11 protein-coding genes are annotated in these 12,921 nt (G+C 66.4%); 7 read left to right on the forward strand and 4 right to left on the reverse strand.

Going from position 1 to position 12,921, the window contains the following annotated elements; all coding sequences use genetic code 11:
• The first annotated feature begins 11 nt into the window (after nucleotides 1-11).
• The 3 genes from phhA to PI990_RS22875 all read left to right on the forward strand — a co-directional run bounded on the left by phhA (nucleotide 12) and on the right by PI990_RS22875 (nucleotide 2,415).
• On the forward strand, nucleotides 12-803 hold the full coding sequence (gene phhA / locus PI990_RS22865) for a phenylalanine 4-monooxygenase (protein WP_271658570.1): 792 nt from the start codon (nucleotides 12-14) through the stop codon (nucleotides 801-803).
• Nucleotides 804-868: 65 nt separating this feature from the next.
• Nucleotides 869-1,225, forward strand: coding sequence for a 4a-hydroxytetrahydrobiopterin dehydratase (locus PI990_RS22870; protein ID WP_271658571.1), 357 nt, complete (start codon nucleotides 869-871; stop codon nucleotides 1,223-1,225).
• The gene (locus PI990_RS22875) at nucleotides 1,222-2,415 is read left to right on the forward strand and encodes an amino acid aminotransferase (RefSeq protein WP_271658572.1); all 1,194 of its coding nucleotides are present in this window, start codon (nucleotides 1,222-1,224) and stop codon (nucleotides 2,413-2,415) included. Before PI990_RS22870 ends, PI990_RS22875 begins: the two co-directional genes overlap by 4 nt.
• Nucleotides 2,416-2,479: 64 nt before the next feature.
• Here PI990_RS22875 and PI990_RS22880 read toward each other — a convergent pair whose 3' ends face one another.
• From PI990_RS22880 to PI990_RS22895, 4 genes are all read right to left on the reverse strand, one after another.
• Entirely contained in the window at nucleotides 2,480-3,412 is a 933-nt protein-coding gene (locus tag PI990_RS22880; RefSeq protein ID WP_271658573.1) for an AEC family transporter, read from the reverse strand.
• A 125-nt stretch (nucleotides 3,413-3,537) separates the two neighbouring features.
• A complete protein-coding gene (arfB, locus tag PI990_RS22885) occupies nucleotides 3,538-3,951 on the reverse strand; it encodes an alternative ribosome rescue aminoacyl-tRNA hydrolase ArfB (RefSeq protein WP_021218451.1) in 414 nt (137 codons plus the stop codon).
• A 167-nt stretch (nucleotides 3,952-4,118) separates the two neighbouring features.
• Entirely contained in the window at nucleotides 4,119-4,760 is a 642-nt protein-coding gene (locus tag PI990_RS22890; protein ID WP_021218450.1) for a response regulator transcription factor, read from the reverse strand.
• Nucleotides 4,761-4,783: 23 nt separating this feature from the next.
• On the reverse strand, nucleotides 4,784-7,033 hold the full coding sequence (locus PI990_RS22895; protein WP_271658574.1) for a PAS domain-containing sensor histidine kinase: 2,250 nt from the start codon (nucleotides 7,031-7,033) through the stop codon (nucleotides 4,784-4,786).
• Nucleotides 7,034-7,262: 229 nt separating this feature from the next.
• Here PI990_RS22895 and PI990_RS22900 point away from each other — a divergent pair, with 229 nt between their 5' ends.
• From PI990_RS22900 to PI990_RS22915, 4 genes are all read left to right on the forward strand, one after another.
• Nucleotides 7,263-8,885: an acyl-CoA synthetase gene (locus PI990_RS22900; RefSeq protein WP_271658575.1), complete on the forward strand. Its 1,623-nt coding sequence runs from the start codon at nucleotides 7,263-7,265 to the stop codon at nucleotides 8,883-8,885.
• Between the two features lie 95 nt (nucleotides 8,886-8,980).
• Complete coding sequence (locus PI990_RS22905) at nucleotides 8,981-9,307, forward strand: DUF485 domain-containing protein (RefSeq protein WP_271658576.1); 327 nt, start codon at nucleotides 8,981-8,983, stop codon at nucleotides 9,305-9,307.
• Nucleotides 9,304-10,965 carry a cation acetate symporter gene (locus PI990_RS22910; RefSeq protein ID WP_442969292.1) on the forward strand — a complete coding sequence of 554 codons (1,662 nt, stop codon included), beginning with the start codon at nucleotides 9,304-9,306 and terminating at the stop codon, nucleotides 10,963-10,965. The genes PI990_RS22905 and PI990_RS22910 overlap by 4 nt, the downstream gene beginning before the upstream one ends.
• 100 nt (nucleotides 10,966-11,065) lie before the next feature.
• On the forward strand, nucleotides 11,066-12,835 hold the full coding sequence (locus PI990_RS22915) for an acyl-CoA dehydrogenase C-terminal domain-containing protein (RefSeq protein WP_271658577.1): 1,770 nt from the start codon (nucleotides 11,066-11,068) through the stop codon (nucleotides 12,833-12,835).
• The last annotated feature ends 86 nt before the right edge of the window (nucleotides 12,836-12,921 follow it).

Consider the following 12,921-nt stretch of genomic DNA (forward strand, 5'->3'; position numbering starts at 1 on the left):
CAGGAGGCCGAATGAAAACCTCGCAATACGTGGCCCGCGAGCCGGATGAGAACGACTTTATCCACTACCCGGACAGCGAGCACCGGGTATGGAACACCCTGATCACCCGCCAGCTGAAGGTGATCGAAGGGCGCGCCTGCCAGGAGTACCTGGACGGCATCGAACGCCTCGCCCTCCCCCATGACCGCATTCCCCAGCTGGGCGAGATCAACCAGGTGCTGCAGGCCGCCACCGGCTGGCGTGTCGCCCGGGTACCGGCCCTGATCCCCTTCCAGACCTTTTTCGAGCTGCTGGCCAGCCAGCAGTTCCCGGTGGCCACCTTCATCCGCACCCCGGAAGAACTGGACTACCTGCAGGAGCCGGACATCTTCCACGAGATCTTCGGCCACTGCCCGCTGCTGACCAACCCCTGGTTCGCCGAGTTCACCCACACCTACGGCAAGCTCGGCCTCAAGGCCACCAAGGAAGAGCGCATCTACCTCGCCCGCCTGTACTGGATGACCATCGAGTTCGGCCTGGTGGAAACCGCCCAGGGCCGGCGCATCTATGGCGGCGGCATCCTCTCCTCGCCGAAGGAGACCGTCTACAGTCTTTCCGACGCGCCCGAACACCAGGCCTTCGACCCGCTGGAGTGCATGCGCACGCCGTACCGCATCGATATCCTGCAGCCGCTCTACTTCGTGCTGCCGGACCTCAAGCGCCTGTTCGAGCTGGCCCACGAGGACATCATGGCGCTGGTGCGCCAGGCCATGACCCTCGGCCTGCACGCGCCCAAGTTCCCGCCCAAGCCCAAGGCGGCCTGAGCCCTTATTTGCCGGTTGGCGCCACCCGCCGCGCCAGCCGACCTGCCCTCTATCTGGAGAACCCCATGACCGCACTGTCCCAAGCCCATTGCGAAGCCTGCCGCGCCGACGCGCCCAAGGTGCCCGAGGCCGAACTGGCCGAACTGCTCAAGCAGATCCCCGACTGGAACATCGAAGTCCGCGACGGAATCATGCAGCTGGAGAAGGTCTACCGCTTCAAGAACTTCCGCTACGCCCTGGCCTTCACCAACGCCGTGGGCGCCATCGCCGAGGAAGAAGGCCACCACCCGGGCCTGCTCACCGAGTGGGGCAAGGTCACCGTTACCTGGTGGAGCCACGAGGCCAAGGGCCTGCACCGCAACGACTTCATCATGGCCGCCCGCACCGACGGAGTGGCCGCTGGCGCCGAGGGCCGCAAATGAGCCATTTCGCCCCGGTCGGGCGCGTGCCTGGCGACCCCATCCTCGGCCTGATCGAAGCCCATCGCCAGGACCCCAACCCGGCCAAGATCGACCTGGGCGTGGGCGTCTACAAGGACAGCCAGGGCCTGACCCCCATCCCTCGCGCGGTGAAGCTCGCCGAGCAGCGCCTGGTGGAGGTGCAGCGCACCAAGACCTACATCGGCGGCCACGGTGACGCCGCCTTCGGCCGCCTGCTGGGCGAGCTGGTGCTGGGCGCCGGCTCGCCGCTGCTGGCCGGCCAGCGTGCCGGCGTCACCCAGACCCCAGGCGGCACTGGCGCCCTGCGCCTGGCAGCGGAGTTCATCGCCCGCTGCCTGCCGGGCCGCGGCATCTGGGTCAGCGACCCGACCTGGCCGATCCACGAGACCCTGTTCGCCGCCAGCGGCCTGGCCGTGCACCACTACCCCTATGTCGGCGCCGACAACCGCCTCGACCTGGAAGCCATGCTCGCCGCCCTGGAACAGGTGCCCGAAGGCGACGTGGTGCTGCTGCACGCCTGCTGCCACAACCCCACCGGCTTCGACCTGGGCCGCCACGACTGGCAACGGGTGCTGGAGATCGTCAAGGCGCGCCGCCTGCTGCCGCTGCTGGACTTCGCCTACCAGGGCTTCGGCGACGGTCTGGAGCAGGACGCCTGGGCCGTGCGCCTGTTCGCCGAATCGCTGCCGGACGTGCTGATCACCAGCTCGTGCTCGAAGAACTTCGGTCTGTATTGCGAACGCACCGGCGCCCTGGTCGTCTGCGCCGCCACACCCGACACCCTCGTCGACGTGCGCAGCCAGCTGGCCTTCATCGCCCGCAACCTCTGGTCCACCCCGCCGGACCACGGCGCCGCCGTGGTCGCCACCATCCTCGGTGACGCCGAGCTGAAGGCCGTGTGGCTGGATGAGCTGGAAGCCATGCGCCGGCGCGTCGCCGAACTGCGTGCCGGCCTGGTGGAAGCCCTGGCGCCCCACGGCCTGGCCGAACGCTTCGCCCACATCGCCCAGCAACGCGGCATGTTCTCCTACACCGGCCTCAGCGCCGACCAGGTGGCACGGCTGCGCAGCGAGTCCAGCGTCTACATGGTCAGCAGCGGCCGCGCCAACGTCGCCGGCCTGGATGACTCGCGACTGGGCGACCTGGCCCAGGCGATCGCACGGGTGTGCTGAAAGGCCCTTCCCTCCCCGCCCCTCGTCCCTGACGGGGGCGGCGGAGCGGCCTGGCGTCGGTCGCTCAGCGCTGCAACAGCGCGATGGCCAGGCTGAGGCCGAAGAACGACAGCACCGTGGCCATCACCAGGGTCGCCGCACAGCGCGCCTCCAGGCCGAAGCGCATGCCCAGCAGCGGGTAGATGCTCATCATCGGCGCACAGGCGAAGAGGATGCCCGCCGCCATCAGCGCCGGCTCCACCGGCGGCAGCAGCCAGAACAACGCCGCCACCGCCAGCGGGTGCAGGGCCAGCTTGCCCAGGCTGATGGCCGCCATGTCCGGCAGCAGGCCGCCGAGGCGCACGCCGTGCAGGGTGCCGCCGATGACGAAGAGCGCGGCCGGTGCCGAGGCCGAGGCCAGCATCTCCACCACCCGCGCGGGCACGGTCGGCAGGCGCAGCCCCAGCAGCGACAGGCCGACGCCCACCAGCATGGCGATGATCAGCGGGTTGCGCGCCAGGCGCCCGAAGGTCCCGCGCAGGGTGTGCCAGAACCCCTCGCCGCGCTGCTGCGCCGATTCGGCCAGGGCCAGCGCCAGGGGGATCATCAGCAGGTTTTCCACCACCATGTTCAGCGCCAGGCCGAGCACCGCCGTGGGCCCCGCCACCATCACCACCACCGGGTAGCCGACGAAGCCGCTGTTGGAGGCCGACATGCCCAGCCCGGCGATGGCGGCATCGGCCAGGCCACGCCCGCGCAGCAGGCGGAAGTACGCCAGGCCGAGGCCGAATACGGCCAGCGAGCCCAGCCCGTAGGCCAGCAGGTACCAGGGGTTGAACACCTCGCCGATGGGGCGCTCGGCCAGTGCCTTGATCACCAGCGCCGGCAGCGCGAAGTTGAGGACGAACGCGCCGATGCCGCGCACCTGCTCGCGGCTGACCAACCCGCCCAGGGAGGCGGCGAAGCCCAGGCCGATGATCAGGAACACGGGCGCGGTAATGGTGATGACGTCGAGCAACGGCGGCCTCGGGGCGATGGCGGTGGAGTGGCGCCAGTATCCGTCAGCGGGCCCCGTCAGGCGTGCTGCCCAGGCGCGAAACCCGCCGATAATCGCCCGGCATCGCCACCTGGGGCCCCGGGTGGCTAGTAGTCCACCTTGCCGCGCCCGGCCTTGATCGCCCCGCGCTTGGACTTGCCGTCAAGGCGGCGGGTCTTCGAGCCCAGGGTCGGCCGGGTCGGGCGGCGCTTCTTCTCCACCTTGCCGGCGCTGCGGATCAGTTCGGCCAGGCGCTCCAGGGCATCGGCGCGGTTCTGCTCCTGGGTCCGGTACTGCTGGGCCTTGATGACGATCACGCCCTCGCTGGTGATGCGGCTGTCGCGCAGCTCCAGCAGGCGCTCCTTGTAGAAGGGCGGCAGCGACGAGGCGTTGATGTCGAAGCGCAGGTGCATGGCGCTGGACACCTTGTTGACGTTCTGCCCACCGGCGCCCTGGGCGCGGATGGCGGTCAGCTCGATTTCATCGTCGGGCAGGTGGACGCTGTTGGAGATCAGCAACATGGCACGGGCCGGATAGCGGAAAGAGCGACAGGATAGCGCCGCAGGCCGATGAAAGCTCGCCGACCGCAGAAGGCATGCCCCGCACCGCTGCAGGCACAGCCTTCACACATGGCTGGAGGGGTTCGCATCGGAGTGCGAGCCGCCCACCGGCCATGCGCAGCGCACGTTTACGATGGCCTCAAGCAGAGTGGGTCGACCAGGTCGGCCACGATGGCCATGCCAACCAGATCAGCAAGACGCTCAGCCTGCATGCGCTTCATCACCCGGGCGCGATAGAGGTCGACCGTCTTGATGCTGATATCCAGCTGTTCGGCGACCTCCCGGTTGGTGTAGCCCCTGACCAGCGGCAGGAAAACATCGCGTTCGCGTGGCGTCAGGCTGGCCAGGCGCTCCTGCAACTCGCTCTGGCCATCGCCGTGCGAGCGCTTGCGTTCGGAGCTGCTCAAGGCCTGCTGCACGCTGTCGAGCAGCAGTTGCTCGTTGTAGGGCTTTTCGATGAAGTCGCGAGCACCGGCCTTGAACGCCCTGACCACGATGGGCACATCGGCATGCCCGCTGACGAAAATGACGGGCAGTTCGATGCCACGGGCACGCATTTCCTCCTGCACGTTCAACCCCCCCATGCCGGGCATGCGCACGTCCAGCAAAACACAGGCATTGAGCCCGGCGTCGCAGGCTTCGAGAAACGCACGGCCGCTGGTGAACGGCAGCGCCTGCAGGCCTACCGACTCCAGCAGCCAGACGGTCGAGTCCAGCATCCCCTGATCATCGTCCACCACATACACGACCTGCTTGGTGGCAGTTGTCATTACATCGCTCCTCATTGTTGTTATCACTGCTGGGGTAGCCGGCAACGCATCAGCAATCCGCCACCCTCCAAGCGCTCGCCGACCAGGGCTCCGCCAAAGCCTTCGACGATGCTGCGACTCATCGACAGCCCCAGCCCGAGCCCATCCGGCTTGCTGGTGTAGAACGGGGTGAAGATCCGCTCCAGCTCGTCTTCGCCGAGCCCGGGGCCCTGGTCACGAACGCCGACCTCCACCCCGCCGCCTACCTGGCCGGCCAGCAGCACGATCCGCGAGGCACGGCCCGGGTGGGCATCCCGGTTGGCATCGATGGCATTGCGCAGGAGATTCAGGAGTACCTGTTCGAGCAGGACTCGATCGGCGTAGACGGGCGGCAGATTGTCCGGCAATTGCTCTTCGATCACCACCTGGCAGGCAGCGGCCTCCCAGGCGCACAGACGCACGGCCTCGCGCGCCACCTCGGCCACGTCCAGAGCCTGCATGCGCCGCTGCCCCTTGCGGAGGAAGCCACGCAGGCGCTTGATGACCTCGGAGGCGTGATTGGCATGCTCGGTGATGCGCTCCAGCCCCTGCGCCACCCGGTCGGCTGCCTGGGGATTGCTGTCCAGAGCATGCAGGTAGCGCTGGCTGGCGCTGGCGTAGTTGACCACCGCCGCCAGTGGCTGATTGATCTCGTGGGCGATACCGGATGCCAGTTCGCCCAGCGTGACCAGGCGCGCCGTGTGCGCCAGTTCGTCCTGATGACGGCGCTGCTGCGCCTCGCGCAGCTCACGTTCGGTCATGTCCCGGGCCACCAGCGAGTAGTAGCGCTCGCCGCCGGCCACCCGATGAGCCAGCAGCACGAGGGACACCGGCACCGACGCCCCGCCGGATGACGGCTGCAGGCGGGAGTCAGCACTCCAGACACCGCTCTGCTCGGCCTTCTCGCGCCCGGCCTGCAAGCGCAGGAGGTCGTCCGGGGCGAACAGCTCGCTGAGCAAGGGCATCGGCTGCTGCTCATCCAACTGCAGCGTATGGCGCGCCGCCGGGTTGAGGTAGGTGACCCGCTCGTCCGCGTTGATGAACAGCACCGGGTCCGTATTGGCTTCAACCACTTCGGCCAGACGACGCTTGTTCTCCTCGGCCTGCACTCGCGCGGTGATGTCGCGCGAGACGCTGACCACCTCCACGACCGCTCCGGTGTAGGTCTCGCGGATGGCCCGACTGGCCGTTTCAAACCACAGGTAATGGCCGTCACGGTGGCGGATGCGGTAGGTCATCGTGTGGTAGCCATCGATCTCCAGCGCATCGCGAGCGCGCTGGATCGACTTGGCCAGATCGTGGGCATGGAACAGGCCTTGAACGAACTGGCCCCGGAGCTCCTCCGGCCAGTAGCCGAGCAGTGTCCAGGAGGCCGGCGAGGCGTCGAGGAATCGGCCATCCGGGGTGTGCCGGGAGATGACGTCGGTGGTGTTCTCGGTGATCAGGCGGTACAGGCGCCTTGCCCTGGCGGCTTCGCGCTCGGCCAGCACCTGCTGTGTGGCTTCGCGGCAGCGGGCCAGCACACGCTGTTCCTGAAGGTCCGGCACGAAGGTCCAGATCAGGATGCGGCCGTCGAACTGCGCCTCGACATCCTCGATGGCTCGGCATTGCTCGAGGCAAGCACGCACCAGCGAGACATGGTTGACCGGCAGGAAGCGCACGACCGAACCGGGTGGCTGATCGGCCAGCAGCGCCAACAAGGCCGCATTCAGCTCCAGCGGGTCGCCGTTGGAGGCCAGCAACAGACTCGGTTGCGGGTCATGCCCCAGCAGCGGCGAAGCCCGCAGCAGGTTGCTGGCGGTGGCCAGCAGGGTCGAGAGCAGCTCGTGCAACCAACCCTGCCAATCCAGGCTGACGCCTTCGCGCGCCTCCACCAGCAGCAGGCCGGGCTGGCCAGGCTGCAGGGCCAGGTCGAACACCTGCCCATGGCTGATCGCTGCACGGCGCAGGCGCCCGGACAGCCAGCAGTCGAGTCCGCGCACCTCATCCAGGCTCAGCCTGCCGGCCTGGGCCAATGCGTCGAAGAGCGGCTGGTCACTGGCCTGCATCGGATCGCCCAGGCCGGGAGGCAGGTGTTGCCCACTGCCTTCGTGACCATAGATACCCACCTTTTCCAGCCAGCTCAGGTAGTAGACCTGCTGCACTTCGGGGCGCCCGCGCAAGGCGCGGCACAGGGCATCGGCTCTAGTAGCCAACGGCACGCCTTCGCGCTGCAGGCGCAACCAGGTATGCAGGCGGACCGGATTCGGGCTCATCAGGAACTCCAGGCGAAAACGGCGACAGCATATATCCCAATCACCCGATCAGGCTCGATATCACAGCAATAAACCCAAAATATATAGTATATATACTATACGACACAGGTATTACTTCCATATTTAATCTGGATTGTTATATAAAATATGGAAATGATCTGCCGCCCGTTCCCTGAAAGGCGGACGATGCAGACCCACAGAGCTAACAATCAGCCACCGGATGCCCAGCATGTCGATCTTCGAACAGGGTCTTGCCCCTGCAGCCGTGAACCACATCGCCCTGTCGCCGCTCAGCTTCATCGAGCGCACCGCCAGCGTCTATCCCGATTACCCGGCCGTGGTCCACGGTTCGATCCGCCGCACCTGGGCAGAAACCTACAGCCGTTGCCGACGCCTGGCCTCTGCTCTGGCCGGGCGCGGTATCGGCAAGGGCGACACGGTGGCGGTGATGCTGCCGAATATTCCCGCCATGCTCGAGGCGCACTTCGGGGTGCCGATGATTGGCGCGGTGCTCAACACCCTCAACGTGCGCCTGGATGCGGAGGCCATCGCCTTCATGCTGCAGCACGGCGAGGCCAAGGTCGTGATCGCCGACCGCGAATTCTTCGACGTGATCCACGCCGCCATCGGCATGCTCGACCATCCGCCGCTGGTCATCGATGTCGACGACCCGGAGTACGGTGAAAGCCAGGCCGTGAGCGACCTGGATTACGAAGCCTTCCTCGCGGAGGGCGATCCCGAGTTCGCCTGGCAATGGCCGGAAGACGAATGGCAGGCGATCAGCCTCAACTACACCTCCGGCACCACCGGCAACCCCAAGGGGGTGGTCTATCACCACCGCGGCGCCTACCTGAACGCCCTGGGCAACCAGATGACCTGGGCCATGGGCAACCACCCGGTCTACCTGTGGACGCTGCCGATGTTTCACTGCAACGGCTGGTGCTACCCGTGGACGATCACCGCGCTCGCCGGCGTTCACGTCTTCCTGCGTCGCGTCGACCCGCAGAAGATCCTCACCTTGATCCGCGACGAGCAGGTGACCCACCTGTGCGGCGCGCCCATCGTGCTCAACGCCCTGGTCAACATGCCGGCCGAAGCCAAGGCCGCTATCGATCACCCCGTCAATGCGATGGTCGCCGGGGCCGCGCCACCGGCCAAAGTGATAGGTGCAGTGGAGGAAATGGGCATTCGCGTCACCCACGTCTATGGACTCACCGAGGTGTATGGCCCGGTGACGCTGTGTGCCTGGCACGCGGAATGGGACGCCCTGCCGCTGGAGCAGCGTGCCGAGATCAAGGCCCGCCAGGGCGTGCGCTACCCGACCCTCGAGGGGGTGATGGTCGGTGACCCGAAGACGCTGGAGCCAACCCCGCGCGACGGCCAGACCATCGGCGAGATATTCATGCGTGGCAACACGGTGATGAAGGGCTATCTGAAGAACCCCAGCGCCACGGCAGAGGCGTTCGAGGGCGGCTGGTTCCATACCGGCGACCTCGCCGTTTGCCACCCGGACGGCTACGTGGAAATCAAGGATCGCCTGAAGGACATCATCATTTCCGGTGGCGAGAACATCTCCACCATCGAGCTCGAAGGCGTGATCTACCGCCACCCCGCCGTTCTGGAGGCGGCGGTGGTAGCCCGCCCAGACGAGAAGTGGGGCGAGACGCCCTGTGCCTTCGTCACCCTCAAGGCCACCCACCCGAACCTGCGCGAAAGCGACATCATCGGGTTCTGTCGTGATCACCTGGCCGGCTTCAAGGTGCCCCGCACCGTGATCTTCACCGACCTGCCGAAAACCTCGACCGGGAAGATCCAGAAGTACCTCCTGCGCGATATCGCCAAGGCCCTCTAAACACTCGCGATTCTGACAAGGCGACGGATTGATTTCCGTCGCCCTGGCGCCCTGCGCCTGAAAAACGGGCAACAACAAAAACAAGGAGCCACACCATGACCCCCACCGAACCCTCCCATGCGCAGCATTGTGAACGTATTCGCGCGAACCCGAGATTTCAGCAACTGGTGCGCAGTCGCTCGCGCCTGGCCTGGTCACTGAGCGCCGCCGTCCTGGGTGCCTATTACCTGTTCATGCTGGTGGTCGCCTTCCACCCGGCCGCGCTGCACAGCCCTCTGAGCGAAGGTCGCCAACTGACCGTGGGCATCCCCGTGGCAACCGCGATCATCGTGCTGTCCTGGCTGTGCACCGGTTGGTACGTCTACCGCTCCAACACCCGGTTCGACGCCCTCAGCGCCGAGTTCATGAAGGAGCTGAAATGATGCGGCTGCGCACGCTTGGCCTGGCGGGCCTGCTCCTCGCCCCCATCAGCGCTTTCGCCGCCCCTCTGGTTGCGGAAAAACAACCGATCAACCTGCACGCGATCGCCATGTTCTTCGTGTTTGTCATGGGCACGCTGGCGATCACCTGGTGGGCCGCGCGGCAGACCCGCTCGACCTCGGACTTCTACACCGCAGGAGGCGGTATCAGCGGGTTCCAGAATGGCCTGGCGATCGCGGGTGACTACATGTCCGCCGCGACGCTGCTGGGCCTGTCGAGCCTGGTGTTCGCCAAGGGATACGACGGCTTCGTCTATACCGTGGCGTTCTTCGTCGGCTGGCCGATCATCACCTTCCTCATGGCCGAACGCCTGCGCAATCTCGGACGCTTCACCTTCGCCGACATCGTTTCCTATCGCCTCGATCAGTCAAGGATTCGAACCTTCGCAGCCCTGGGCTCGCTGACCGTGGTGTGCTGCTACCTGGTGGTGCAAATGGTCGGCGCGGGTCAACTGATCAAGCTGCTGTTCGGCCTCGAATACACCACCGCGGTGATGGTGGTCGGCGTGCTCATGCTGGTCTATGTGATCTTCGGCGGCATGATCGCCACCACCTGGGTGCAGATCATCAAGGCGGTCCTGCTGCTTGCCGGGGGCACCACCCTGGCCGGGCTGGCGCTGTCCGAGTTCGGCTTCAGCCTGGAGAACCTGGCCACTCGAGCGGTAGACGCCCACGCCCTGGGCTGGAACATCATGGGGCCGGGTTCCATGCTGGCCGACCCGATCAACGCGGCCTCCCTGTCCCTCGGCCTGGTGTTCGGCATCGCCGGCCTGCCGCATATCCTGATGCGCTTCTTCACCGTGCCCAACGCCAAGGAAGCCCGCAAGTCGGTGTTCTACGCCACCGGCTTCATCGGCTTCTTCTTCCTGGTGGTCATAGTGCTGGGGTACAGCGCCATCGTCATCGTCGGCACCGACCCGCAGTTCTTCGTCGGCGGCGATATCAAAGGCGCCCTGATCGGCGGCGGCAACATGGTTGCCATGCACCTGGCGAAGGCGGTGGGCGGCAACCTGTTCCTCGGTTTCCTTTCTGCGGTGGCCTTCGCCACCATCCTGGCGGTGGTATCGGGCCTCGCCCTGGCAGGCGCCTCGGCCATCTCCCATGACCTCTACGCCAGCGTGCTGAAGAAAGGCACCGCTACGGAAGCGCAAGAGATGCGCGTAACCCGCATCGCGACCGTTTGCCTGGGCATCGTCGCAATCGGCCTGGGCATCCTCTTCGAGAAGCAGAACGTCGCGTTCCTCGTCGGCCTGACCTTCGGTATCGCCGCCTCGACCAACTTCCCGGTCCTGATCATGGCCATGTACTGGAAGAACCTGACCACGCGTGGCGCCTTGGCAGGTGGGTTCGTGGGGCTGCTCACCGCCCTTGTGCTGGTGATCCTGTCGCCTGCGGTGTGGGTATCGGTACTGGGCCATGCCGCGGCGATCTACCCCTACGACCACCCTGCCCTGTTCTCCATGCCGCTGGCGTTTCTCGTCATCGTGGTGGTTTCCAAGCTGGACCGCAGCGCCCGGGCCGCCCGTGAGCGTGCGGCATTCGATGACCAGTTCGTGCGCGCCCAGACCGGCCTGGGGGCCGCTGCCGCCGCCAGCCACTGAACCGGAACACTCCAGAGGGTGGTTGCTCGTTGGACACCCGACCTTATGAGCCGCGCACGCGCGGCTCCTTTTTACACTCCGCGCCTGAACGAGGTTACCGATGCCCGAGTACAACGCCCCCCTGCGCGACCTGCGCTTCGTCCTCCACGAGGTGTTCGACGCCCCACGCCTGTGGGCACGCCTGCCGGCCCTGGCGGAGATCGTCGACGGCGAGACCGCCGACGCCATCCTGGAAGAAGCCGCCAAGGTCACCGGCAGCCTGATCGCCCCGCTCAACCGCAGCGGCGATGAGGAAGGCGCACAGTGGGCCAACGGTGCCGTCAGCACGCCGGCAGGCTTCAAACAGGCCTATGCCACCTACATCGAAGGCGGCTGGGTCGGCTTGTCGGGCAACCCGCAGTACGGCGGCATGGGCATGCCCAAGATGCTCGCCGTGCAGTTCGAGGAAATGCTCTACGCCGCCGGTTCCAGCTTTGCCCTCTACTCGGCGTTGAGTTCCGGCGCCTGCCTGGCCATCGACGCCCACGCCAGCGAAACGCTGAAAAACACCTACCTGCCGCCCATGTACGAAGGCCGCTGGGCAGGCTCCATGTGCCTGACCGAAGCGCATGCAGGCACCGACCTGGGCATCATTCGGACCCGCGCGCAGCCCCAGGCCAACGGCAGCTACGCCATCACCGGGAGCAAGATCTTCATCACCGGCGGCGAGCAGGATCTGACCGAAAACATCATCCATCTGGTGCTGGCCAAGTTGCCGGATGCACCCGCCGGGCCGAAAGGCATCTCGCTGTTCCTCGTGCCGAAGATCAAGGTCGACACCAACGGTTCACTGGGGGCGGCCAATGCCGTGAGCTGCGGCTCCATCGAGCACAAGATGGGCATCAAGGCCTCGGCCACCTGCGTGATGAATTTCGAGGGTGCGGAAGGCTACCTGATCGGCGAGGAGAACAAGGGCCTGGCCGCCATGTTCACCATGATGAATTACGAGCGGCTGTCGATCGGCATCCAGGGCATCGGTTGCGCGGAGGCTTCTTACCAGAACGCCGTCGGCTACGCTCGGGAGCGCATCCAGAGCCGCGCCCCCGGGGGTCCCCAACGGCAGGACAAACTGGCCGACCCGATCATCGTGCACCCGGATGTGCGCCGCATGCTGCTCTCGATCAAGGCGATGACCGAGGGCGGCCGCGCCTTCGCCTGCTACGTCGGCCAGCAACTCGACCTGAGCAAATTCAGCGACGACGCCGCCGAGAAGCAGGCCGCCGAGAACCTGGTTGCGCTGCTCACGCCCGTGGCCAAGGCCTTCTTCACCGACAGCGGCCTGGAAAGCACGGTGCACGGCCAGCAGGTGTTCGGCGGGCACGGCTACATCCGTGAGTGGGGGCAGGAGCAACTCGTGCGCGACGTGCGCATCGCCCAGATCTACGAAGGCACCAACGGCATCCAGGCCCTCGATCTGCTCGGCCGCAAGGTCGTCGCCAACGGGGGCGCGGCCCTGCTGCAGTTCACCCGCGAGATCCGCGCCTTCGCCCAGGCCGACGTACCCCATCGCGAGGCCCTGCTCGATGCGGTGCAGCGCCTGGAAGACACCGCCGCCTGGCTGCTTCGACAGGCCAAGGACAACCCCAATGAAGTCGGTGCCGCCTCGGTGGAGTTCCTGCACCTGTTCGGCTACGTCGCCTATGCCTGGCTGTGGTCGCGCATGGCCCAGGTGGCGCTGAGCAAGCGCGCTGAAGACGAGGCCTTCTATGGCGCCAAACTCGCGACCGCGGACTTCTATTTCCAGCGCCTGCTGCCACGGATCCTGAGCCTGGAGGCCAGCATCCGTGCCGGTAGCGAGCCCTTGTTCGGCCTCGACGCCGACCAGTTCTGACGATTGAGCGTTACGCGGCCTCGCCTCTGGGGACCGCGTTTTTTCTTCGAAATCCAGCCCACGGGGGTGGATCGCAACACAGGAGT

It is taken from the genome of Pseudomonas sp. TUM22785 (assembly GCF_028198105.1).
GTDB lineage: Bacteria > Pseudomonadota > Gammaproteobacteria > Pseudomonadales > Pseudomonadaceae > Metapseudomonas > Metapseudomonas solani.

Bases quoted from the DNA above. Each gene is read 5' to 3' on its own strand.
- PI990_RS22870 (WP_271658571.1), top strand. From the start codon at position 869: ATGACCGCACTGTCCCAAGCCCATTGCGAAGCCTGCCGCGCCGACGCG.
- PI990_RS22890 (WP_021218450.1), bottom strand. From the start codon at position 4,760: ATGACAACTGCCACCAAGCAGGTCGTGTATGTGGTGGACGATGATCAG.
- arfB (WP_021218451.1), bottom strand. From the start codon at position 3,951: ATGTTGCTGATCTCCAACAGCGTCCACCTGCCCGACGATGAAATCGAG.
- PI990_RS22915 (WP_271658577.1), top strand. From the start codon at position 11,066: ATGCCCGAGTACAACGCCCCCCTGCGCGACCTGCGCTTCGTCCTCCAC.
- PI990_RS22910 (WP_442969292.1), top strand. From the start codon at position 9,304: ATGATGCGGCTGCGCACGCTTGGCCTGGCGGGCCTGCTCCTCGCCCCC.
- PI990_RS22895 (WP_271658574.1), bottom strand. From the start codon at position 7,033: ATGAGCCCGAATCCGGTCCGCCTGCATACCTGGTTGCGCCTGCAGCGC.
- PI990_RS22900 (WP_271658575.1), top strand. From the start codon at position 7,263: ATGTCGATCTTCGAACAGGGTCTTGCCCCTGCAGCCGTGAACCACATC.
- PI990_RS22905 (WP_271658576.1), top strand. From the start codon at position 8,981: ATGACCCCCACCGAACCCTCCCATGCGCAGCATTGTGAACGTATTCGC.
- PI990_RS22875 (WP_271658572.1), top strand. From the start codon at position 1,222: ATGAGCCATTTCGCCCCGGTCGGGCGCGTGCCTGGCGACCCCATCCTC.
- phhA (WP_271658570.1), top strand. From the start codon at position 12: ATGAAAACCTCGCAATACGTGGCCCGCGAGCCGGATGAGAACGACTTT.